General features: G+C 74.0%; 20 protein-coding genes. 11 read left to right on the forward strand and 9 right to left on the reverse strand.

The annotated features are described in order from the left end of the window. Positions 1-67: 67 nt before the first annotated feature. Positions 68-2,578 (forward strand): hypothetical protein, encoded by a 2,511-nt coding sequence (locus tag CG736_RS21135; RefSeq protein WP_157815678.1) that lies wholly within the window; start codon positions 68-70, stop codon positions 2,576-2,578. A gap of 177 nt (positions 2,579-2,755) precedes the next feature. Then, positions 2,756-2,929: a hypothetical protein gene (locus tag CG736_RS36385; RefSeq protein WP_157815679.1), complete on the forward strand. Its 174-nt coding sequence runs from the start codon at positions 2,756-2,758 to the stop codon at positions 2,927-2,929. Between the two features lie 12 nt (positions 2,930-2,941). Here the strand turns inward: CG736_RS36385 and CG736_RS21140 are convergent, their stop codons facing one another. Together CG736_RS21140 and CG736_RS21145 are read right to left on the reverse strand one after the other, a co-directional pair. Beyond that, positions 2,942-3,397, reverse strand: a complete 456-nt coding sequence (locus tag CG736_RS21140) for a nucleoside deaminase (protein WP_100587763.1) — start codon at positions 3,395-3,397, stop codon at positions 2,942-2,944. Between the two features lie 122 nt (positions 3,398-3,519). Next, the gene (locus tag CG736_RS21145) at positions 3,520-4,107 is read right to left on the reverse strand and encodes a TetR/AcrR family transcriptional regulator (RefSeq protein WP_100587764.1); all 588 of its coding nucleotides are present in this window, start codon (positions 4,105-4,107) and stop codon (positions 3,520-3,522) included. A 53-nt stretch (positions 4,108-4,160) separates the two neighbouring features. On the opposite strand from CG736_RS21145, the gene CG736_RS36390 reads away from it, so the two are divergent. After that, on the forward strand, positions 4,161-5,120 hold the full coding sequence (locus tag CG736_RS36390) for a TIGR00730 family Rossman fold protein (protein ID WP_157815680.1): 960 nt from the start codon (positions 4,161-4,163) through the stop codon (positions 5,118-5,120). 8 nt (positions 5,121-5,128) lie between these two features. On the opposite strand, the gene CG736_RS21155 is transcribed toward CG736_RS36390, so the two are convergent. Both CG736_RS21155 and CG736_RS21160 read right to left on the reverse strand, forming a co-directional pair. Then, positions 5,129-6,214, reverse strand: a complete 1,086-nt coding sequence (locus CG736_RS21155; protein WP_100587765.1) for a DUF5937 family protein — start codon at positions 6,212-6,214, stop codon at positions 5,129-5,131. A 37-nt stretch (positions 6,215-6,251) separates the two neighbouring features. Continuing rightward, positions 6,252-7,496, reverse strand: coding sequence for a cytochrome P450 (locus CG736_RS21160; protein ID WP_100587899.1), 1,245 nt, complete (start codon positions 7,494-7,496; stop codon positions 6,252-6,254). Between the two features lie 238 nt (positions 7,497-7,734). Here CG736_RS21160 and CG736_RS21165 point away from each other — a divergent pair, with 238 nt between their 5' ends. From CG736_RS21165 to CG736_RS21175, 3 genes are all read left to right on the forward strand, one after another. Beyond that, the gene (locus CG736_RS21165; RefSeq protein WP_100587766.1) at positions 7,735-9,012 is read left to right on the forward strand and encodes an MFS transporter; all 1,278 of its coding nucleotides are present in this window, start codon (positions 7,735-7,737) and stop codon (positions 9,010-9,012) included. Between the two features lie 21 nt (positions 9,013-9,033). Next, positions 9,034-9,963: an EI24 domain-containing protein gene (locus CG736_RS21170; RefSeq protein ID WP_100587767.1), complete on the forward strand. Its 930-nt coding sequence runs from the start codon at positions 9,034-9,036 to the stop codon at positions 9,961-9,963. Between the two features lie 90 nt (positions 9,964-10,053). Further along, a complete protein-coding gene (locus tag CG736_RS21175) occupies positions 10,054-11,286 on the forward strand; it encodes a cytochrome P450 (RefSeq protein ID WP_100587768.1) in 1,233 nt (410 codons plus the stop codon). 72 nt (positions 11,287-11,358) lie between these two features. Here CG736_RS21175 and CG736_RS21180 read toward each other — a convergent pair whose 3' ends face one another. Then, a complete protein-coding gene (locus CG736_RS21180) occupies positions 11,359-11,616 on the reverse strand; it encodes a hypothetical protein (RefSeq protein WP_043910983.1) in 258 nt (85 codons plus the stop codon). A gap of 182 nt (positions 11,617-11,798) precedes the next feature. Between CG736_RS21180 and CG736_RS21185 the strand changes: the two genes are divergently transcribed. After that, on the forward strand, positions 11,799-12,122 hold the full coding sequence (locus CG736_RS21185) for an antibiotic biosynthesis monooxygenase (RefSeq protein WP_100587769.1): 324 nt from the start codon (positions 11,799-11,801) through the stop codon (positions 12,120-12,122). A 6-nt stretch (positions 12,123-12,128) separates the two neighbouring features. On the opposite strand, the gene CG736_RS21190 is transcribed toward CG736_RS21185, so the two are convergent. After that, positions 12,129-12,590 carry an Lrp/AsnC family transcriptional regulator gene (locus CG736_RS21190; protein WP_043910985.1) on the reverse strand — a complete coding sequence of 154 codons (462 nt, stop codon included), beginning with the start codon at positions 12,588-12,590 and terminating at the stop codon, positions 12,129-12,131. Positions 12,591-12,712: 122 nt separating this feature from the next. Between CG736_RS21190 and CG736_RS21195 the strand changes: the two genes are divergently transcribed. Continuing rightward, a complete protein-coding gene (locus CG736_RS21195; protein WP_100587770.1) occupies positions 12,713-13,342 on the forward strand; it encodes a LysE family translocator in 630 nt (209 codons plus the stop codon). 226 nt (positions 13,343-13,568) lie between these two features. Here CG736_RS21195 and CG736_RS21200 read toward each other — a convergent pair whose 3' ends face one another. Continuing rightward, the gene (locus tag CG736_RS21200; RefSeq protein ID WP_232734098.1) at positions 13,569-14,846 is read right to left on the reverse strand and encodes a CdaR family transcriptional regulator; all 1,278 of its coding nucleotides are present in this window, start codon (positions 14,844-14,846) and stop codon (positions 13,569-13,571) included. A 173-nt stretch (positions 14,847-15,019) separates the two neighbouring features. Between CG736_RS21200 and CG736_RS21205 the strand changes: the two genes are divergently transcribed. Next, positions 15,020-16,351 (forward strand): lipase family protein, encoded by a 1,332-nt coding sequence (locus CG736_RS21205; RefSeq protein WP_100587772.1) that lies wholly within the window; start codon positions 15,020-15,022, stop codon positions 16,349-16,351. 125 nt (positions 16,352-16,476) lie between these two features. Here CG736_RS21205 and CG736_RS21210 read toward each other — a convergent pair whose 3' ends face one another. Then, positions 16,477-17,076 carry an HdeD family acid-resistance protein gene (locus CG736_RS21210; RefSeq protein ID WP_100587773.1) on the reverse strand — a complete coding sequence of 200 codons (600 nt, stop codon included), beginning with the start codon at positions 17,074-17,076 and terminating at the stop codon, positions 16,477-16,479. A 167-nt stretch (positions 17,077-17,243) separates the two neighbouring features. Between CG736_RS21210 and CG736_RS21215 the strand changes: the two genes are divergently transcribed. Both CG736_RS21215 and CG736_RS21220 read left to right on the forward strand, forming a co-directional pair. Next, the gene (locus CG736_RS21215; RefSeq protein ID WP_100587774.1) at positions 17,244-19,124 is read left to right on the forward strand and encodes an NAD(P)-binding protein; all 1,881 of its coding nucleotides are present in this window, start codon (positions 17,244-17,246) and stop codon (positions 19,122-19,124) included. Between the two features lie 48 nt (positions 19,125-19,172). After that, on the forward strand, positions 19,173-20,195 hold the full coding sequence (locus CG736_RS21220) for a VanZ family protein (protein WP_100587775.1): 1,023 nt from the start codon (positions 19,173-19,175) through the stop codon (positions 20,193-20,195). Between the two features lie 172 nt (positions 20,196-20,367). Here CG736_RS21220 and CG736_RS21225 read toward each other — a convergent pair whose 3' ends face one another. Continuing rightward, positions 20,368-21,507, reverse strand: a complete 1,140-nt coding sequence (locus tag CG736_RS21225) for a helix-turn-helix transcriptional regulator (RefSeq protein ID WP_232734099.1) — start codon at positions 21,505-21,507, stop codon at positions 20,368-20,370. Positions 21,508-21,556: the final 49 nt, after the last annotated feature.

The raw sequence follows: 21,556 nt of genomic DNA on the forward strand, positions 1-21,556 counted from the left end.
CACGCGACCGGGCCCGGGCCCGCCGCCACCGGTCCGGCGCGGCCCGGCAATTCACGGGGTCAGGTGCGTGCAAGCGTCGAACGCGCACCCGTATTCTGGCCTCCCGCGACGCCACCGCCGCCGCAACCACCCCACCCGCGCCCCTGCCCGCCACACGCCACGAACCGGACTTCACATGACAGTGCGCACCCTGAACGACGCCGACGACGCCGCGTCCGAGACCGCGTCCGCGACGGACGGCGAGACCCGCCAGAGCACCCGTGAGGAGCTCGGCCGGTTCGCCGACCAGGGCGGCTTCACACTCAACCACGAGACCAACCCCTGGCTCGAAGCCGCCGAAACCCTCAAGGGCCCCGAGGACGCCCGCGCCGCGTCCACCGTCCTCGCCGAACTCCGCAGCCGCGACACCCGCGCCGTCGGCAAGGCCGCCAACGCCATCGCCGACAAGGCCGGCCTGCGCATCCCCGACACCCTCGGCGGCCTCACCACCCTGCTGGACCTGCTCCAGCGCGTCCACGCCACCTCCGCCGTCCTCCGCACCGACGCCTACCAGCACGACCTGCCCGAACTCGCGGCCGCCACCGGCAACAGCGGCTACCGCAAGTACGAGGGCATCAAGCTCGGCTGGGCCCGCCGCCGCGCCCTCCGCAGCCAGGCCCGCGCCCTCACCCCCGCCGGCACCCGCGCCCCCAACCGCGCCGAGCTGCACGCCGCGCTGGTCGCCGCGACGGTGGCCCACCGCGACTGGCAGGCCCTCGCGGCCGACGCCGCGGCGGGCTCCTCGCGACCCTCCGTGCCCGTGGACGGGGCCCTGCTGACCGAGACCGCGAACGTCGTCGAGTCGCTCGCCGACGCCGTCCGCTCGCTCACCCGACTGCTCCCCGAGCGCGCCCTCGACTCCCTCCCGCTGGGCGAACTCGCCGACCTCGTCGACCGCCTGGCCGCCGACGAAGGCACCCTCTACCGTCTCTCCGCCCTCCGCCAGCTCCGCCTCGAACTCGCTGAGCAGGGGCTGACGGAGCTGCTGGACGAGCTGACGGAGCGTCAGGCCGACAAGGACGCTGCGCTGGCCGCCTACGACCGTCACCAGTCCGCCCGCTCGGCACTGGCGGCGGGGCCGCGACCGGCGACGGACGAGAGCCCGGCCGAGACGGCCGTCGAGGTCGAGGCTGAGGCTGCGGTCGAGGAGCCGGCTGCTGAGGTCGAGCCGGAGGCGGTTGTTGAGGCTGCCGTCGAGACGGCGGCCGAGGCCGAGGTCGAGCAGGCTGACGCCGAGGTCGAGGTCGAGGCGGTGGCTGAGGCTCCGGCGGAGGTTGTCGCCGAAGAGGACGCCGAGGTTGCTGCGGTGGCGGTCGAGGTCGAGCCGGAGGCTGTCACCGAGGCCGAGTCGGAGTCGGTCGTTGAGGTCGAGCCGGAGCTGGAGCCGGTCGCGGTCGCCGAGGTCGAGGCGGTTGTTGAGCCGGTCGCCGAGGAACCTGCCGCTGTGGTTGAGGCTGAGCCGACGGTGGAAGCCGTTGCCGAGCCGGAGGTTGCCGCGGAGCCCGAGGTCGAGCCGGTCGCCGAGCAGGCTGACACCGAGGTTGAGGCCGCGGCGGTGACTGAGGCTTCGGCGGAGGTTGTCGCTGAGGTCGAGTCGGAGCCGGTCGCTGAGGCGGTTGTTGAGCCGGTTGCCGAGGTCGAGGCGGAGCCGGTCGCGGAGACCGTCGCCGAGGCTGAGGCCGAGGTTGCCGTGGGGCCCGAGGCCGATTCGGTCGCCGAGGTCGAGGCGGTTGTTGAGCCGGTCGCCGAGGTCGTTGAGGAATCCACCGCCGCGGTTGAGGCCGAGCCGGAGGTTGCCGCGGAGCCCGAGGCCGAGCCGGTCGCCGAGCAGGCTGACACCGAGGTTGAGACCGAGGCGGTGACTGAGGCTTCGGCGGAGGTTGTCGCTGAGGTCGAGTCGGAGCCGTTCGCTGAGGCGGTTGTTGAGCCGGTTGCCGAGGTCGCCGAAAAGCTGGCGGTTGAGGTCGAGCCGGAGCCGGTCGCGGTCGCCGAGGTCGAGGCGGTTGTTGAGCCGGTCGCCGAGGTCGTCGAGGAACCCGCCGCTGCGGTTGAGGCCGAGCCGGAGGTTGCCGCGGAGCCCGAGGTCGAGCCGGTTGTCGAGGCTGAGTCGGAGTCGGCCGCGGAGGCCGTCGCCGAGCCGGAGGTTGTCGTCGAGGCGGAGCCGGTCGCGGACGTCGTCGCCGAGGCTGAGGCTGCGGTCGTCGAGGAGCCTGTGGTCGCGGCCGAGCCCGAGGCCGAGCCGGTCGCGGACGTCGCTGCCGAGTCGGCCGTCGAGGCCGAGGCGGAGCCCGCCGTCGAGGCCGTTGCCGAGCCTCTCGCAGGCGCGGCGCCCGTCAAGCCGGAGTTGACTCCCGGTAAGCCGATCACCGGCTACTCCGCGGAGGAACTGGTCGCGCTGGTGGCGTGGTTCGACGCGGACGGGACCGAGCGGAGTGACGACGAGCTGCTGCGGGCGGCGATGAAGGAGCTCGGGTTCGCCCGGCTCGGGCCGCGCATCAAGGAGGCGCTGGGGGCAGCCGTGGCCTCCGTGCGGAGCTGACGCAGCGCCAGGACTCAACCCCGTGCCCGTCGTTGTGCGATTTCGCGCAGCGGCGGGCACGGTCGTTCGGAGGGTGGGCGCAGGGCCGTGGATGTTCGCCTTCCCGATCGGGCGGTGCGGATCTACGATCTTGCTTCCGGATCACTGCGGGAATGATCCTCCGGGGGGAGCGCGGTCATGGTGAACCACGTGATCGGCATTGTTCTGATCGTCCTTGGCGCGCCGCTGGTCGGCATCGCCGGCAACGTCATCGGCGAGAAGGTGCACGAGGGCGTCGGTCGCGCGATCTCGGTCGGTGGGGTGCTGGCGGTGCTGGGGGTTGCGGCGTGGTTCATCGTGCGGAGTTTCTGAGCGCGTCGCGGGTCATGCGCCGATGTCCTCCTGCCAGAGGTCGGGGCGGGCGGCGATGAAGTCCGTCATCAGGCGTACGCACTCGGGGTCGTCCAGCCGGGTGATTCCGGTGCCGTGTTCGGCGAGCCAGTGGTGGCCGCCGGTGAAGGTGGTGGATTCGCCGATGACCACGTGTCCGATGCCGAACTGCCGGACCAGGCCCGAGCAGTACCAGCACGGGGAGAGCGTGGTGACCATCACCGTGTCCCGGTAGCCGCGCAGGCGGCCGGCGGCGCGGAAGGCGGCGGTCTCCGCGTGCATCGACGGATCGCCGTCCTGGACGCGGCGGTTGTGGCCGCGCCCGAGCAACTCGCCGTCCGCGCCGAACAGCGCGGCCCCGATCGGGATCCCGCCCTCGGCCAGCCCTAGCCGCGCCTCCGCCACCGCGACCGTCAGCCACTCCTGTGCCTGCTCCGTCGAGACCGTCACCGGCCACCTCCTCAGTCCGCGACCGGTCTACCCGCTCCCGCGCACGTACACCGCACCCAGGGCGCACTTCGCTCGATCGAGTGTTCGGGGCGCGGCGGCCGTAACCGAGGATCGACGGTCGGTCAGGACAGGCCGAGGATGCGGACGAGGCGCTCGGGGAGCCCGTCGTCGATGGGGAGCCCGGTGACGAGCCGGCGGTAGAAGACCGCTCCGGCCAGGGCATCCATGAACAGTTCGACGTCGGTGTCGGCGGGCAGGTCGCCGCGGTCGACGCCGCGGCGGACCACGGCGGCGCAGTTGGCCCGGCGTTCGGTGAGGAAGGCCGACCGGAAGGCCTCCAGGGCGCCGGGGCGGCCGGAGAGGTCGGCGATCAGGGCGGGCATCGTCGCGCCGGCGGGGGTGGCGGTGTAGTTGGCGATGGTGCCGCGCAGCCAGGTGGTCAGGTCGTCGCGGGTGTTGCCGGTGTCCGGTACCGGGCCGGTGTCCATGCGGGAGGCCAGGGCGTCCGCGACCAGGGCCGCCTTGTCGGGCCACCAGCGGTACAGGGTGCTCTTGTGCACGCCCGAGGTGCTCGCCACTCCTTCGACGGTCAGTCGTGCGTACCCGGCCTCGCCGAGCAGGGCGAGCGTGGCGTCGAGCACCCGCTCGCGGCTCCGGGGCCCCTTGGGTGGCGCGGACGGGGGAGAGGGGGTGGGGCGGGAGGTGGTCATGGAGCCCAGCCTGCCAGAATGCGACGCGACGTCGCGTCGCATTTGGAGGATTGATGCGCTTCGCAGTCTTTGCCGGATCCGCCGCCGGCACCCGCACCGAGTACGCCGCCCTGGCCGCCGCACTGGGCGCCACGCTGGCCCGCAGGGGCATCGGCATCGTCTACGGAGGCGGCCGGGTCGGACTGATGGGCGCGCTGGCCGACGCCGCGCTGGCCGCCGGCGGCGAGGTGGTCGGCGTCATGCCGAAGGCCTTGGCGGACAAGGAGATCGCCCACCGCGGCCTGACCCGCCTGCACGTGGTGGAGGACATGCACCGGCGCAAGGCCGCGATGGCCGAGGCCGCCGACGCGTTCGTCGCGCTCCCGGGCGGCACCGGCACCCTGGAGGAGCTGTTCGAGGCGTGGACCTGGCAGCAGCTCGGACTCCACGCCAAGCCCGTCGCACTGCTCGGCCCGCCCGGATTCTGGCAGCCCCTGACCGGGCTCGCCGACCACCTGGTCGACACCGGTTTCGTCCGCCCCGCCCTACGGAACCTGATCGCCGAGACGGACCCCGACGCCCTGCTCGACGCCGTCGAGCGCTGGCGGCCGCCCACGCCCAAGTGGGAGACCGCCCCGGCGGCGGACGAGGCGGTGCTGGACTCCGTGGGCTGGATCTGCGTCCGCGACCGGCGCCTGCTGGCCGTCCGCACCCACGGCAAGGACGCCTTCTACCTCCCCGGCGGCAAGCTCGAACCCGGTGAGACCCCGGCCCGGGCGCTGGCCAGGGAGCTGGGCGAGGAACTCGGACTGACCTGCACCCCCGAGGACCTCGCCCACGCCCACACGGTCGAGGCCCCGGCCCACGGCCGCCCCGGCGTCCGGCTGCGCATGCGGTGCTACACCGGCCCCGCCGAAGGCGCGCCCACCCCCGGCGCGGAGATCGCGGAGCTCGCCTGGATCACCGCCGCCGACAGCGACCGGTGCGCCCCCGCGTTGCGGGAGCTGATGGCCCGGCTCGACCTGGCCCGGTAGCCCACCGCTCAGCGCAGCACCGCGGCGAGCAGGTCGGCGCCGAGCGCCGCGGTGACGGTGAGGTCGAGACCGTGGTGGACGTAGCGGCCGCGCCGGTGGGCGGTGAGCAGACCGGCGCGGCGCAGCACCGCGAGGTGACGGGAGACCTCGGGCGCGGTGAGGTCCCAGGCGCGGGCGAGCTCGGAGGTGGTGTGCGGGCCGCGGGCCAGGCTGCGGACCAGACGCAGCCGCACGGGGTGGGCGAGGGCGTCGAGGCGCAGCCGGACGGCGTCCAGCGGGACGGTGGCGGCGTGCTCCCCGCCGGCCGCCGGGTACTGGACGACGGGCTGCCAGCCCGGGGCGTGGACGGCGACCAGGTGGGGGTGGCCGAAGACGCTGGGCAGGAAGGTGACGCCCGCGGCGCCGGCGGCGGTGCTGTTGTCCTGGAGCTTGTCGAGGACGAGCGAGCCGCCGTCGGGGGTGAGGGCGACGGCCGCGGACACTTCGTCGAGCGCGGCGGACAGGCCCTGGCGGCGGGTCAGCTCGGCCTTGGCCCGGACGTCCTGGCCGAGCCGGGCGGCCAGGGCCGGCCACTCGGCGTCGAAGAACGCCTCCGCGCACTGCTCCAGGGTGTCCCGGACCCGGGCCCGGACGGCCCGCGGGTCGGCCAGCAGCCGGGCGGCGAACGCCTCCTGCCGCGGGCCGCGGGCCTGCGCGCGGTCGAGCGCGTCGGTGCGGGCGTCCGGGTCGTGCAGGGGCGAACCGCCGACGAAGGCGAGGCGGTTGGAGCCGCAGGTGGTGATCAGCGCGGCCCGGACGTACCGGTCGTCGTCGATCCGGTCGAGGTCGTCGAGTTCGGCGGCGAGGGTCGCCCGGGGCCGGGCGGGCACCAGGAAGTCGGCGCGCGAGGAGCGCCACAGGAACTCGGCCTCGTGCAGCCGGTCCGCGAGTTCCGGGCGCAGGCCCGCCCGCACGCCGGCCGCCCACCCGGCGTACGGCGGATGGTGCTCGGGCGAGGCCAGCACGTGCAGCATCGCGGTGAGTTCGGCGAGCGGGGAGACGGCAAACCGGATCCGCTCCGGCGGCGTCCCGGTCAGGTCGATGCGCAGGGTCACCCGCCCATCCTCCCCGCCCGGCCGAACACGTCCGGGGTCAGGGCTGCGCCGGGCCCGCCAGCAGGACCGGCACGGTGCGGTGCCCGTTGGAGATCAGCGAGTCGACCGGCTCCAGCGCCACGGCCGGGTCGAGCGCCAGACGGGGGAACCGCTCGAACAGCGCGCTCAGCGCCGTGCGGGCCTCCAGCCGGGCCAGTGGCGCGCCGAGGCAGAAGTGCGGGCCGTACCCGAAGGCGAGGTGGTCCTTGACCGCCCGGGTGACGTCGAAGACCGCGCCGGTGTCGCCGTGCCGCGCGGGGTGGCGGCCGGCGGCCGCGTAGGAGGCGAGGATCGCCTCGCCCGCGCGGACGGTCACGCCGCCCGGCAGCTCGATGTCCTCCAGCGCGAACCGCAGCGGCAGGTGCGCCACCGGCGCCTCCCGGCGCAGCGCCTCCTCGACCGCGTCGTCCCAGCCCGCCTTGCCGGTGCGCACCAGGTCGAGCTGGTCGGGGTGGGTGAGCAGCAGGGTGATGGCGTTGTCGATCAGGTTGACGGTGGTCTCGAAGCCGGCGGAGACGATCAGCACGACGGTGCCGAGCAGTTCCTCCTCGGTGAGGGCGCTGCCGTCGCCCTCGGTGTCGCGGGCGACGATCAGCAGCGAGGTCATGTCGTCGCCGGGCTGCTCGCGCTTGAGGGCGACCAGCGTTGCGATCATCGCGAAGAACGCCGCGTTGTTGGCCTCGGACTCCTCCGGGGTGAGGGTGGTGTCGAAGACCCCGTCGACGTGGTGGCGGAAGCCGTCGCGCAGCTCGTCGGGCAGCCCGAGCAGCCGGGCGATGACCAGGATCGGCAGCGGGCGGGCCAGGTGCTCCCGCAGGTCCACCGGCGAGCCGTCGGCGCCCGCGGCGGCGGCCGCGTCGAGCAGCGTGGTCGTCATCTCCTCGATGGCGTCGCCCAGCGCGGCGACCTGGCGCGGCGTGAAGGCCGAGCTCACCATGCGGCGCAGTCGGCGGTGGCGCTCGCCGTACGCGGAGAACATGTTGCGGGCCGTCAACCACAGGGTCAGCGCCCAGCCGGCCGCGACCGGCCCGTAGTCGGGCCAGTGCTGCCTGCCGTCCTTGGAGACCCGCGGGTCCCTGAGCAGGTCCTCCAGCACGTCGGGGTCGGAGACGGCCCACACCTGCACGCCGAGGATGTCGGCCGGCGTGGCGGGCCCGCGGGCGATCAGCTCGGCGCTCTCGGCGTCGCGGTCCCGCCCGGTCGGGTCGAGGACGAGCAGCGAGTGGTCGACCGGGCACTTCAACGGACGGTTCAGCGAGGTCGGCCCGTTCTCCGACTGACGCTCCACGAGGGCTCCTTCACGGATCGAGGCGCACGGGCGATCCGCACACCCGTCGAGGATGGCCCGCCGCCCGTCACCCGTCGAGGGCGCATCTCCGTGCTCCCGCGCGCCCCCGGCGCGCCCCGGCCGCCCTTCCCCGATTGACGGGGAACGTCAACCGGCGTGACCGAGGCCCGGCCCGGCCTCCACGGTGGGCCGCATGACAACGATCACCGCGCCCCGCCCGACGCCCCGTCAACTCGTCCGGGCCGTCGGCGGCGCGCGCTACGCGGTGGCGCTGGCGGTGGACGCCCTCGGCACCGGGCTGCTGCGACCGTTCCTGCTGCTGTACGGGATCACGGTGCTCGGACTCGGCGCGGCCGCCACCGGCCTGGCGATGACGGTCGGGATCGTCGCCGGGCTGGCCGCCATGCCGCCGCTGGGGCGCTGGCTGGACCGCGGCGCGCGCAGCACGGCGGTGGCCGCGTCGATGCTGGTGCGGGTGGCCGGTGTCGTGGTGCTGCTGGCCGCGCCGCGCGGGAACGCGGTGCTGTTCGCGGCGGCGGCGCTGATCCTGGGCGTCGGCAACCAGGCCTGGCCCGCCGCGCACGCGGCGCTGGTCGCCACCGTCGCCGAGGACCGGCTGCGGGACGCCGCGCTCGCCGCCGGCCGGGCCGTCCGCAACGCCGGCCTCGGGGCGGGCGCGCTGCTGGCGACGGTCTGCCTGAGCGGCGGCGCCCCCGCGCTGCGGGCGCTCGCGGCGGTCTCGGGCGCCGGATTCCTGGCGGCGGCCCTGCTGGCCCGCTCGGTGCGGGTGACGGCCGCCCCGTCCGCCCGGACGGCCGAGCACGCGCCGACGGCGACCGGGCGCGCGCTGGGCACCGTGCTGCTGGCGAACGTGGTGTACGTCTTCTGCCTGAACGTGCCCGAAGTGGCGCTGCCCCTCGTCCTGGTGACGGTGCTGCACGCCTCCCCGGCCTGGTCGGCCGCGGTGTTCGTGCTCAACACGGTGCTGGTGGTGGCCCTCCAACTGCCGCTCACCGGCTGGGCGGCGGCCCGCTGGTCGCGCGGGACGGTGCTGGCGCTGTCCGGCGTGGTGCTGGCCGCGAGCTACCTGGGCTTCCTGCTGGCGGCGCCGTTCGGGCCGCTCGCGGTGGCCCTGGTCTCGGTGCCGTGCACGCTCGGCGAGATCCTGTACGCGGGCAGCGCCACCGCGCTGGTCACCGCGCTGGCCCCGCCGCCGGTGCTGGGCCGCGCGCTGGCCCGCTTCCAGCTCTCCACCGGCCTCGGCCTGGCCGTCTCCCCGGCCGTGATCACCGCCCTCGCCGCGGTCGGCCCGTTCGCCCTGTGGGGCGCCCTCGCCGCCGCCACCCTCGGCGCGTCGGCGGCCGTCGGCCGAACCGCGACGGGGCCGGTCCCCGCCGGACGGACGGTGGCCGGGTCGGCGGCGGTCGGGTCGGCGGAGGACCGGAACCGGCCGGGTGTCCGGGCGAGTTGACGGTTCCTTTAAGGTGCGGGAATGCGAGATTTCGGGGCGGGACTGCGATTCCTGTTCAACGGGCAGCGGTGGGTGGCGCGGCACGGCCGCTGGTGGGGCTTCGGGCTGATCCCGGCGCTGATCACCCTGGTCGGCTACCTGGCCGTCCTGGCCGTGCTGATCGTCTACGCGGGCGACCTGGCGGCCTGGGCGACACCGTTCGCCGACCACTGGTCCGAGCCGTGGCGGGACACCGTCCGGGTGGCGGTCGGCGCGGCCGCCGTCGGCATGGGCGGACTGCTGGCGATGCTGACCTTCACGGCGGTGACGCTGCTGATCGGCGAGCCGTTCTACGAGTCGCTGTCGGCGAAGGTCGAGGAGACCGAGGGCGGCGGTCCGCAGGGCCCCGACCTGCCGCTGTGGCGCGAACTGTGGACCGGCGCCAAGGACAGCCTCGCGGTGCTGCTGCGCGCCGCCGGCTTCGGCGTCCTGCTGTTCCTCTGCGGGTTCATCCCGGTGGTCGGCCAGACCGTGGTCCCGGTGATCGGGGTCTGCGTCTCCGGCTTCTTCCTGACCGTCGAACTGACCGGCACGCCGCTGCAGAAGCGCGGCCTGGCCCAGAAGCAGCGGCTGCGCCTGCTGCGCTCCCGGACGTCGATGGCGGTCGGCTTCGGCGCCGGACTGGTGCTGCTGTTCCTGATCCCGGTGCTGACCGTCCTGGCGATGCCGGGTGCGGTGGCCGGCGCGACCCTGCTGGCCCGCGAGATCGCCCCGCACGAGGAGCCCGCCGGGGAAGCGCCGTCCGACGGCCCCGACGACGGCCCCGACGACGACCCGAACGGCGCACACCCGTCGGCGGACGGCCATCCGGCCCACCCGTATCCGCCGAACCCGTACCCGCAGAACCCCTACCAGCAGCCCTACGCGAACCCGTACCAGCAGCCGCAGGCGAACCCCTACCAGCAGCCCTGAGTCGTGGACCCGCGCCGGAGGTGACCGGAACCTTCACCGAGCGTTGACGAGGATTTGACGCAGAGTCACCGACTGCGCGATAACGTCCCCATGCCCGTATCCGTGGACGCCGCCCCGCGCGGCATTGACCTCGGCGACCCCGCGTTCTGGCGGCTCCCCGAGAAGCTGCGCGCCGAGGCGTTCGCCCGGCTGCGGGAACGCCCGGGGCCGGTGGCCTTCACCGACCGGGCGACGGGGCGGCGGTGCTGGGCGCTGGTCCGGCACGCCGACGTGATGACCGCCAGCCGGTCGCCCGAGGTGTACCTCTCCGGGCCGGGGGTGACCTCGCCGGAGCCCGCCCGCTGGGTGCGGGCGGTGTTCGGCGACTCGATGGTCAACCTGGACGACCCCCGGCACGCCGACCTGCGCCGGGTGGTCGGCCGGGCGTTCACGCCCCGGCTGCTCGCCGAGGTCGAGCAGGACATCGCGCGCACGGCCGCCCGCCTGGTGGACCGGCTGGAGCGCGAACGCCCCACCGACTTCGTCGCCGCCGTCGCCGGGGAGCTCCCGTACCAGGTGATCTGCTCGATGATGGGCATCCCCGAGGAGCAGCGCCGCAGCATCCTGGCCCGGATTAACCGGGCGTCCGCGTCGGCGGGCGTCACCCGGCGCGGGCTGCGGGTGCCCGGCCGCGGGCTGCACGCGCTGGCAGCGATGCACCTGACGGTGGCCGCGCTGGGCCGGGAGCGCCGCCGCCGCCCGACCGGCGACCTGATCTCCGCCCTGGTCACCGCCGACGTGGACGGCCGCCGGCTGGGCTCCCGCGAACTGGGCGCGTTCTTCTCCCTGCTGCTGGTCGCCGGCGTCGAGACCACCCGCAACGCCCTCGCCCACGGCCTGCACCTGCTGACCGTCCACCCCGAGCAGCGGGCGCTGCTGCTCGGCGACCCGGACGCGCACCTGGGCGGCGCGGTGGAGGAGATCGTCCGCCACTCGACGCCGATCGTGCAGTTCCGCCGCACCGTCGCCGTCGACCACAAGCTGTCCGGGATCCGGCTCGCGGCCGGCGACAAGGTGGTGCTGTTCTACGGCTCCGCCAACCGCGACGAGGCGGTGTTCGACCGTGCGGAGGCCTTCGACATCACCCGCTCGCCCAACCCGCACCTGGGTTTCGGCGGCGGCGGCCCGCACTTCTGCCTGGGCGCGCACCTGGCCCGCCAGGAGATGCGCACCATGCTGCGCGAACTGCTCACCCGGCTGCCGGAGATCCGCTCCACCGCCGAGCCGGAACTCGTCCCGTCGTCCTTCGACCACCGGGTGCGCGCGCTGCGGTTCACCTTCTGAGCCGCTCCCGGGACAGCACGGAGGGGCGACCGCCTCGGGGGCGGCCGCCCCTCCGTGCTCGGACGTCGCAGGTCAGGACGGGTGGGCGCCCACCGCGTCGCGGACCTCGGCGCCGAGCACGCTGTTCGTCCGGGCGCAGTGCGCGCCGCAGAAGAACCGGCCGGCGACCTCGACGCCGTGGCCGACGATCCGTACCGTGCACTGCTCGCAGCGCGGCGCCAGCTTCTCCATCGCGCACTCGAAACTGTCGAAGACGTAGGTGTCTCCGGTGATCGTCTTGACCTCGAAGGAAAGCCAGTAGTCGTTCTGGCACACCACGCAGACCGCCATGTCGGGCTCCTCTCGCCGTACGGGTCCACCGCCGAGTCTTGGCCCGCACCGCACCGGCGGCAATCGGCGGCGGTCCGAACGGATCCCGGCGGGTGCGGGCGGCCCCGGACCGGGCCGAGCTGTCGGAACACGGTCAGGTCCGATAATGGTCAGAAAGGCCGGGTTCAGTCGAGGAGGCCGAGATGATCATTCGAATCTGGGAGGCCCAGGTCTCCCCACTCCGGGTCGAGGACTTCTGCGCCCGGCTCGCCTCGATCGTCCTGCCCGAATTCGACCAATGGGACGGCTTCCTCGGCGGCGAACTCCTGCGGGCCCTGGCCGACGGCGACCACCGGGTCCAGATGATCACCCGCTGGCGCGACGAGGAGGCCCTGCGCGCCTACGCCGGCCCGATGTGGAAGATCCGCCCGGTCTGGTCCGAGGGCGAACTCCACGAACTCGAACACCCGCCGACCGTGGCGCACTACCACTCGCTGCGCCGGATGGACCAGCTCCCCGGCGACTGACCCCCGTCAGCCGCGCTGCACCGGGATGCCCGCGTCGGCCTTCACCTGCTTCATCGTCAGGTGCGAGTGCACCTGCGCGATGCCCGGCAGCCCGGACAGCACATCGGTGACGAAGCGCTCGTACGCGGCCAGGTCCGCGACCGCGACCCGCAGCAGGTAGTCCGGGTCGCCGAACAGCCGGTGCGCCTCCACCACCTCCGGCAGCTCCGCGACCCGACGCTCGAACTCGGCGACGGTCGACCGGTCCTCGTGCCGCATCACCACCGTCACGAACGGCTGGAACCCGCGTTCGACCGCCACCGGATCGAGCTGCGCGCGGTACCCGCGGATCACGCCCTGCTGCTCCAGCTGACGCACCCGGCGCAGACACGGCGACGGCGTCAGCCCCACCCGGTCGGCGAGTTCGGCGTTGGTGAGCCGGCCGTCCTGCTGGAGCTCGTGGAGGATTCTGCGGTCGAGGCGGTCCATGGCGCAACATTCTGCCCCACGAGGGGGCTGACCAGCGAAAACGGGACATCGGCTGCCAGCGCCGGACGGATAGCGTCCAGGACGTCGCCCCGACCCCCCTCGAACCCGAAACCGAAGGTGCCATGGACCCGCACGCCCTGTTGCTCTTCCTCGGCGTGGACCTGCTGCTGGTCTGCACCCCCGGACCGGACTGGCTCTACATCGCCGCCCGAGGCCTCGGCCAGGGCCGAACCGCCGCCCTCACCGCCGTCGCCGGCGTCTGCGCCGGCTACGCCGTGCACACCCTGCTCTCCGCCGCGGGCCTCGCCGCCGCGCTGCGGGCGCTGCCCGCCCTGCTCCCCGCGCTGCGCCTGGCCGGCGCGGGCTACCTGGCCTTCCTGGCCGTCACCATGCTGCTCACCCTGCGCCGCGGCGGCCCCGCCGACGCCCTCACCGCGGCCCGCCCGCAGCCCACCTCCGTGGTCCTGCGCCAGTCCCTGCTCACCGCCCTGCTCAACCCCAAGGGCCTGCTCCTCTACCTCTCCCTCGTCCCCCAGTTCGTCACCCCCGGCACCACCCTCCCCGTCGCCGCCCAGGTCACCGCCCTCGGCGCCGTCAACGTCCTGTGCTGCGCCACCATCTACACCGCCGTGGCCCTCACCACCGCCCGCCTCGCCACCCGCCTCACCACCACCCCCACCGCGGCCCGCCGCCTGTCCGCGATCTCCGCGGTCCTGCTGCTCGCCGTGGCCGGAGTGACCGCGGCCGCCTGACGCCTCTCGGTGTTCTGCGCCTTGCTTGCGGCGCCGTCACCGCCTCCCCTCGTCGTGGTCCTTCCGGCTCGTGGCGTGCGCGGTGCTCGTCACCGCCCGCCTCACCATCACCCCCACCGCGGCCCGCCGCCTGTCCGCGATCTCGGCGGTCCTGCTGCTCGCCGTGGCCGGAGTGACCGCGGCTGCCTGACGCCTCTCGGTGTTCTACGCCTTGCTTGCGGCGCCGTCACCGCCTCCCCTCGTCGTGGTCCTTCCGGCTCGTGGCGTGCGCGGTGCTCGTCTCGTGGGCGGTGAGGGCGGCGTGGAGGGTGAGGAGGTCGGGGCCGCGGACGGTGTCGAGGCCGGTGAGGGCGGCGGTGCGGCGGAGGCGGTAGTCGACGGTGTTGGGGTGGACCAGGAGGCGGGCGGCGGTGCGGCGGCGGTCGAGGCCGCAGCTGAGGAAGGTGCGGAGGGTTTCGAGGAGTTCGGGGCGGTCGGTGAGGGGCGCGAGGATCGCGGCGAGTGCGTCGCGGGCCGGCCCGGGGCGGCTGAGCTGGTGGGCGAGCAGGACGTCGTCGAGCAGGTGGAGCCCGGGCCCGCGGCCGGTCGCGTCGGCGATCTGCCGGACCTCGGTGGCCAGTTGGACGGCGTCGGCCACCGCCGAGGGCGCAGCGGTGGTCGCGCCGACGACCAGCGGCGCGCCGCACGCCCTGGCCAGGCGCTCGACCAGCGCGGTGAGCACGTCCCGTTCGAAGGTGCCGGAGGGCAGCAGGATCGTCCCCCCGTCGTCGGCCAGCGCGGCCAGCGGGACGCCGTCCGGGTGGCGGCGCTCCAGCTCGGCGCGCAGGCGGCGGAGCTTTCGTCGGGCGACGACCGAGCGGTTGACGCCGGGGCGGGTCTCGTCGGGGTGCGGGCCGATCGCGAGCGAGAGCACGACGTAGCGGGCGGGCAGCCGGATGCCGGCCCGGTCGGCGGCGGTGCGCGGGTCGCCGCCCTCCAGCAGGCGGGACAGCAGGGCCTGCCGGGCGACCTGTTCGTCGCCGAGCGCGGCCTGCCGCTCCTGGACGTAGCCGGTGGCGACGGCGCAGCTGACGGCCCGTAGCCAGCCGAGCAGGCGGTCCTGCGCGGTGGCGATGTCGGGCAGGTCGGTGGGGGAGGCCTCGGCGAGCAGGCGGGCGGCGCACAGTTGCGCGCCGAGGTGGTAGGCGCCGACCACGGATTCCAGCGGGACGCCTTCGTCGGCCCGTCGTGCGGACGACTCGCGGATCCGGTCGAGTTCGTCCTCGCCGGGCAGCTGCCCGGTGCGCAGGACGTCGACGAACGCCCGGATGCCGCGCTCGACCTGACGGGTGATCTCGCCGCGGAGCTGTTCGGGCGGCAGTGCGTGGTAGGCGGGGAGGCGGTCCAGCAGCCGGGTCATCACTTCGACGGCGAGCCCGGGGGTCAGGGCGAGCAGCCGCAGGTGGGCCGGGGTGCCGCCGAACTCTGGTTCGGGGGCGGAGAGTCGGACGTTGGGTGCGGTCACAATCCACCTCGCGAATCTCTGTGCAGCGGCCCGGCGACGTGGCGGGGCGACGCGTTCATGATGGTTTCCCCGGAGGTTACCTACCCGTAGGTAACTCGCGCGATCCCCCCACTCGCCCCCACCAGGTCGCGCCTCCGGCCCCCAAGTCGGACACCGTCAGAAACGGGAGAGCCATGTACCGAGCCGTCGCCCGGACGATCGCCACCGCCCTCGCCGCCGCCGCTCTCGCCACCGCGGCCCCCACCGTCACCGCCGTCGCGGCCCCCGCCGCGGCGGCCACCGACGGGTTCTACGCCTACGACGGCAGCACCCCGCTGTCCTCGCTGGCCCCCGGCACCGTGCTGAAGACCCGCACCCTGGCGTACCACCTGTTGGGCATTCCGACCCCGGTGCAGGCCGTGCAGCTGCTGTTCCGCACCACCGACGCGCAGGGCCGCCCGTCCGCCGGGGTGACCACGGTGGTGCGGGGCCTGGGCAGCGACGGGTCGAGGGCGGTGTCGTACCAGTCGTTCTACGACTCGCTGAACCCGGCCGACGGCCCGTCCCGGGCGATCGCCGGCGGCCTCACGCTGGGCGGGGCGATCCCCAACGCGGAGGCGCTGTTCGTGGTGCCGTTCCTGCTCCAGGGCTACGACGTGGTGATCCCCGACACCGAGGGCCAGAGCGCCGACTTCGCCGCCGGGCCCGAGTACGGCACCACCACGCTGGACTCGATCCGCGCCGCCTCCGCCTCCGGGGCGACCGGCATGGACGCGAACACCCGGTTCGGCCTGCTCGGCTACTCCGGCGGCGCGATCGCCACCAACTGGGCCGCCGCCCTCGCCCCCGGCTACGCGCCGGACGTCAACCGCCGCCTGGTCGGCTTCGCCGAGGGCGGCTTGCTGGTCGACCCCGCCCACAACCTCAAGTACGTGGACGGCGGGGTGGTCTGGCCGGGCGTCATCCCGATGGCGATCATCGGCGTGGCCCGCGCCTACGACCTCGACCTGACGCCGTACCTGAGCGACTACGGCAAGCAGGTGTACGCGAAGATGCAGAACGCCTCGATCGTCAACGCGCTCGGCCAGTACCCCGGGCTGACCTGGAAGAAGCTCGCCAGGCCGGAGTACGGCGACCCGAACTCCGTCCCCCCGTTCCTGGCCGCCGTCAACAAGGTCAACCTCGGTTCGGCCGCCACCCCCACCGTCCCCGGCTACCTCGCCCAGGGCAACGCCGGCGTGCTGGAGGGCACGTACAGCAACCTGCCCGGCATCGGCACCGGGGACGGCGTGATGGTGGCCGGCGACGTCCGCGCGCTGGCCCGGCAGTACTGCGCCACCGGCAACGGCCGGATCGCCTACCAGCAGTACGACCTGCTCAGCCACCTCGGTGCCGCCGTCCCCTGGGCGCCCACCGCGGTCGCCTACCTGAACGACCGGTTCGCCGGGAAGAGCGCGCCCAGCGACTGCGGCCGCATCCCGGCCGGCAACTCGCTGGCCCCGGAGCGGCCCACCCTCGCCCGGTAGCCGGTAGCCGGTAGCCGGTAGCCGGTAGCCGGTAGCCGGTAGCCGGTAGCCGGTAGCCGGTAGCCGGTAGCCGGCAGCCGACAGCGGGCCCGCCCGGAGCGTCTCCGGGCGGGCCCCGCGGGGTGTCAGAGCTCGCGCGGGTACAGCTTCGCGCCGCGCCGGATCTGCAGGGCCGCGACGATCTCGGTCAGGCCGAGCACCAGCAGCGAGACGGCCGCCAGGATCGCCAGCGCGGTGATCGAGTGGGCGGGGAAGACCATCAGCAGGATGCCCGCCAGCAGGTACAGCGTGCCGATGAAGCCCTGCCAGCCGCGGGCCGGCATCAGCGGGTCGGAGGCCACCGCGGCGAGGTGGGTGATGCCGCGGAACAGCCACCCGATGCCGATCCACAGCGCCAGCAGCAGGATCGACTGGGCGGCCGAGCGGAAGCACAGCAACCCCAGCAGCACGCAGATCGCGCCGCTGACGAACGCCAGCACCCGCAGCGCCGTCGAGACGTGCGTGCCGAACGCGGCGACCAGCTGCACGATGCCGATCACCACCAGGTACACGCCGAACAGCACCCCGACCACCCACAGCGTCTGCTTCGGCCAGACCAGGATCACGATGCCCAGCGCCAGCGAGATCAGACCCCCCGTCAGCACCGCCTGCCAGGCCATCCGCGCCAGTTGCTGGAACGGTCCGACCGTCCCGGGGCGGTCGTCGGTCCGATAAGGGTCTGCCATGGCTCCTCCGAGGTGCCGCTGCGGAACACGGATTTCACCCACCACCCTCGACTCCCGCCCCACCCCCGGGCGCGGCGGAATCCGCCGAACGGGGCAGTCCCCCGCGTGCGGATCCGATACCGTCCGTTCACCCGGGGGTCCTGACGGGGCGTCTACCATCTGACGCTATGACGGATCAGGGGCGGGGGAGCCCACAGGACGCCGCCGACGCGGGGGACACACGCACCAGTGGGGCCGGACCGGGCAGCAGCGGGGCCGGAGCGGACAGCGGCGGGGCCGGGCCGAGCAGCGGCGGAGCGGGGTCGATCGAGGGCCACTACATCGTCTGCGGCGGCAACTCGCTCGCGCACCGGCTGGTCCTCGAACTCACCGAGCAGTACGAGGTGCCGGTAGTCGCCGTGGTGCCCGACCGCTCGCGCGAACACGGGCCCGCCATCGCACAGTTGCCCGGTGTCGCGGCCGTGCTGGAGTACTCCACGCTGACCGGCGAGGCGCTCGAGGCGGCCGGCGTCGACCGGGCCCGCGGCATCGCGCTGATGGACGGCACCGACCAGGAGAACATCCACGCCGCGCTGGCCGCCGAGAACCGCAACCACGGGGTGCGGATCGTGCTGCGGATCTTCAACCAGCGGCTCGGCGAGCACCTGGAGAAGCTGCTCCCCAACTGCGCGGCGCTGTCCGCCTCCGCGACCGCCGCGCCCGCCTTCGCCAACGGCGCCCTCGGCCGCCCGCACTCCGTCGAGGTCGGCGGACGCCACCTGTACGTCGCCTACGACGAGGACATCCACAGCAACCAGCTGTGCCTGGTCGCCGACCGGATCGACCCGCAGGACCTGTCCCAGCTGCGCCTGCTGCCCGACACCGGCGGCCGGGCCGCCGACTTCATCCGGATCGCCGAACGCTTCGGCAGCGGCGAGGGCCCGATCGAACTCGGCCGCCCCGACGTGGCCCCCGCCCGCGAACCCGGCGGCCTGGCCGCCCTGCAGCCCCTCGACGCCGAACCGGCCCTCCGCCAGCCGCTCGGCAAGAGGGTCAAGTGGTGGCTGCTGGACAGCCTCAAGTACTTCACCAACACCCGGCTGCGGGTCATCCTGATCACCGCGTTCGCCGCGATCGTGGTCGGCGCCGCCGTGCTCTACTACCGCACCCAGCACCCGCCCGGCCTCGGCTGGACGCTCTACTCCACCCTGTTGGACGCGGCCGGCGCCGCCCAGCCCGACCTGCCCACCGACCAGGCGCTCGGCGACCCGTGGGCCCGGGCCGCCCAGGTGCTGATCACCTTCTGCGGCATCACCTTCGTGCCACTGGTCACCGCCATCGCGGTCGAGGCCCTCGCCAGCGGCCGCCGCGGCCTGCCCCGCCCGCCCGGCTCCCGCACCCGCGACCACGTCATCGTGGTCGGCCTGGGCAACGTCGGCACCCGGGTCGCCACCCTGGTCCACGGCACCGGCCTGCCCGTGGTCTGCCTGGAACGCGACCCGAACGCCCGCGGCATCGCCGCCGCCCGCGCCCTCGGCATCCCCGTCCTGATCGGCGAAGGCCCCCTGGAGGCCCAGCTCAAGCAGGCCCGGGTCAAGCACGCCCGCGCCGTCGCCGCCGTCACCTCCGACGACGCCGCCAACCTGGAAGCCGCCCTCGAAGCCCGCGCCGTCCGCCCCGAAGTCCGCATCGTGGTCCGCCTGTTCGACGACGACTTCGCCCACCACGTGTACGCCACCCTCGGCAACGTCGCCTCCCGCTCGGTCTCCTACCTGGCCGCGCCCGCCTTCGCCGCCGCCCTGATGGGCCGGGAGGTCCTCGGCACCCTCTCGGTGTTCCGCCACGTCCTGCTGGTCGCCGAACTCACCGTGGAGGAGGGCTCCGCCCTGGAGGGCCGGAACACCGGCGACCTGGAGGCCTCCGGCGGCGTCCGCGTCGTCGCCGTCCGCCTGCACCGCCGCGCCGACGCCTACCAGTGGAACTTCGCCGACCGCTCCCGCCGCCTCGTCCCCGGCGACCACATCGTCGTCGCGGCCACCCGGGCCGGACTGGCTCGTATCATCCAGTGAACGGCGGCCCAAACCCCGGGCGCTGCGAAGGGAACTGACGAGGCGTCGATGATCAGCGCGATCCTGAACGGCAACGCAGGCCTGATCCCGGCCTTCCTGGTCCTGGCCCTGCCGCTCGGCGCCTGGGCCTGGGCGCTCGCCGCGCGGCGCGGCCTGCCGCGATGGTCCATCGCGCTGCTCGCCGTCGCCCTGGCCGGCGAGTCGACCGCCACCCTGTACCCCACCGGCCTCGGCGGCACCCAGGACTCGTCCTGCGCCTGGGGCTCCGCCCTCGACTTCACCCTGAACGGGGAACCGGGCCGGCTGAACCTGCTGATGTACGCCCCCATCGGGCTGCTCGCCGTCCTCGCCTTCGGCCGCCCCGCGGTGGTCGCCGTCGGCGTCCTGGCCCTGGCCGGCGTCACCGAGACCGTCCAGGGCCTGCTGCCGTTCCTCGGCCGGGCCTGCGACGGCGGCGACCTCGCCGCGAACGCGCTCGGCGGGCTGGCGGGAGTCGTGCTCGGCTGCGCGGTGCGGCTCGTCCAGCGGCGGCGGATGCGGCTCGGCGGGCGGGAGTTGGCGTTCGGCTCCGCGATGGCCGTCGCCCTCGGAGCGCCGGTGCTGACCCTGCAGTTCATGGTGCTGGAGCCGACCGCCGCCACCGGCATGTCCGGGGCCACCGGACCGCAACGCGAACTCGCCTACGGTGACGCCGAGTTGCTGTTCGGCCCCGGGGCGAGGGTGGTCGCCGTGCAGCACGAGCTGCTCGGCCCCGGGACGAACCAACTGGTCGTCACCCTCGACCGCCAGGGCTTCGTCCTCGACTGGCCGTCCGGCCTGCTGCGCGCGGTCGACGGCGGCTTCCTCCCCGCCGAGACGGAGAGCGGCCCCGCCACCGACCAGCAGGCCCGCGAGGCCGCCGACCGCTTCCTCGCCCAGTGGGCCGCCGGCCGCGTCGCCCCCGGCGAACCGAAGTTCGACCCGCACGGCGGCGTGGGCGGCCGGCGGCGCTTCACCTACCCCGCACCCGGGGGCCCGGTCCACGTGGACGTCGACCGCACCGACCGGGTGGTCGATTTCCGGCAGGACTGATCCCCGCGCCGCTCACCCCGCGCCGGAACCGCGGCCTTCGGATACCGCTTTCGCGGAACGGATCACAATTCGCCCAATAAGGAAGGCACGGTCGAAGTCGGACCGGTCCGCTCCGTTTCCCGAACCGCGAAAATCTATATTTCGCCGGCGGATTGCGGACGGCTTCCCGGGTTCACAGCCAATCCTTCCGGACGGCTTGGGCCCCGGCCTGGAAGCGGCTTTCGGCGCCCAGGCGATTCATCAGGTCTTTCATCATTCGACGCACCGTCCGCAAGGACAGGCCCAGCTTCCGGCTGGCGGACTCGTCCGTGTGCCCCTGGCCCAGCAGTTGCAGCAGGGCGCGCTCGGACCCGGTGAGGTCCTGGTCGTCGCGGGGTGCGGGCTGCTGACCGAAGTCGGCGCCGTTGCGCCACAGTTCCTCGAACAGGGCGCACAACGGCTGGACGAGGGCGGGGCCGTGCAGTTCCAGTGCGCCGCGGCGGCCGTCGCTGGGGTCGCTCGGGATCAGTGCGATGCTGCGGTCGACGATCACCAGCCGCATCGGGAGTATGGGCACGGTCCGGGTCGAGCCGCCCAGATCGGCCAACCAGCGGGCATAGCGCAGGGTGTCGGGGTCGTTGCGGAAGCTCTCCTGGAAGATGCTGCGGATGGCCACTCCGCGCTCCAGCGCCATCTGGTTGGGGTGCTTGCCGGCCTGGATGGAGTCGGGGCGGACGGCGCCTCCGCGCATCAGCGACAGGCACTCCTCGGCAGCGGTCGCCGCGAGTTCCTCCAGGCGGTCGCGGACGGCTTCGAGGGAGTCCAGCCGCACGACCATCTCGTCGTCGAGCCGCCGGTCGGTGTACTCGGCGGAGAGGGCCGCGATCGCGGTCCGGGCGGTCTCCAATTGCTGCTGGCGGTGGAGCAGTTGGTTCTGGTTGTGGGCGAGCAGTCTGATCAGTCCGACTTCCGGGCTGACGGCCCGCAGGGTGCGGGAGTCGCTCGCGGGGCGCAGCAGCGTCAGTTCCAGCAGTTCGTCGAGTGCTTCCCGTACCTCCGCTTCCGACAGGTGCAGTTTGGCGGCGATCTGCTCGACCCCTCTGTCCGGCTCGGCCAGCAGGGTCCTGTAGACGGTCTCTGTCAGTGCGTTCAATCCGAGTGCTTGCAACACGCGGCCCTCCCCCGGGTCGATGATCATCATCATCGCTTCGCTGCGGTCGGCGATGCAATGCTTTCCGCAGACGAAATGATCTGGCACGTAGTTGCCGAGTGACTTGGTGCCACCTCTGAAGTCGTGACATCGCGTTGCCCCGGAAGGCAAGATCTTCCCCATCGGCGCGGAAAGCACTGCATTGACCGGGACGAGTTCCGCGAACCGCCCA

Source organism: Kitasatospora sp. CB02891 (genome assembly GCF_002803145.1).
Lineage (GTDB): Bacteria > Actinomycetota > Actinomycetes > Streptomycetales > Streptomycetaceae > Kitasatospora > Kitasatospora griseola.

Bases quoted from the DNA above. Each gene is read 5' to 3' on its own strand.
- CG736_RS36385 (WP_157815679.1), top strand. From the start codon at position 2,756: ATGGTGAACCACGTGATCGGCATTGTTCTGATCGTCCTTGGCGCGCCG.
- CG736_RS21145 (WP_100587764.1), bottom strand. From the start codon at position 4,107: ATGACCACCTCCCGCCCCACCCCCTCTCCCCCGTCCGCGCCACCCAAG.
- CG736_RS36390 (WP_157815680.1), top strand. From the start codon at position 4,161: ATGCGCTTCGCAGTCTTTGCCGGATCCGCCGCCGGCACCCGCACCGAG.
- CG736_RS21165 (WP_100587766.1), top strand. From the start codon at position 7,735: ATGACAACGATCACCGCGCCCCGCCCGACGCCCCGTCAACTCGTCCGG.
- CG736_RS21170 (WP_100587767.1), top strand. From the start codon at position 9,034: ATGCGAGATTTCGGGGCGGGACTGCGATTCCTGTTCAACGGGCAGCGG.
- CG736_RS21175 (WP_100587768.1), top strand. From the start codon at position 10,054: ATGCCCGTATCCGTGGACGCCGCCCCGCGCGGCATTGACCTCGGCGAC.
- CG736_RS21180 (WP_043910983.1), bottom strand. From the start codon at position 11,616: ATGGCGGTCTGCGTGGTGTGCCAGAACGACTACTGGCTTTCCTTCGAG.
- CG736_RS21185 (WP_100587769.1), top strand. From the start codon at position 11,799: ATGATCATTCGAATCTGGGAGGCCCAGGTCTCCCCACTCCGGGTCGAG.
- CG736_RS21190 (WP_043910985.1), bottom strand. From the start codon at position 12,590: ATGGACCGCCTCGACCGCAGAATCCTCCACGAGCTCCAGCAGGACGGC.
- CG736_RS21195 (WP_100587770.1), top strand. From the start codon at position 12,713: ATGGACCCGCACGCCCTGTTGCTCTTCCTCGGCGTGGACCTGCTGCTG.
- CG736_RS21205 (WP_100587772.1), top strand. From the start codon at position 15,020: ATGTACCGAGCCGTCGCCCGGACGATCGCCACCGCCCTCGCCGCCGCC.
- CG736_RS21210 (WP_100587773.1), bottom strand. From the start codon at position 17,076: ATGGCAGACCCTTATCGGACCGACGACCGCCCCGGGACGGTCGGACCG.
- CG736_RS21215 (WP_100587774.1), top strand. From the start codon at position 17,244: ATGACGGATCAGGGGCGGGGGAGCCCACAGGACGCCGCCGACGCGGGG.
- CG736_RS21220 (WP_100587775.1), top strand. From the start codon at position 19,173: ATGATCAGCGCGATCCTGAACGGCAACGCAGGCCTGATCCCGGCCTTC.
- CG736_RS21225 (WP_232734099.1), bottom strand. From the start codon at position 21,507: ATGGGGAAGATCTTGCCTTCCGGGGCAACGCGATGTCACGACTTCAGA.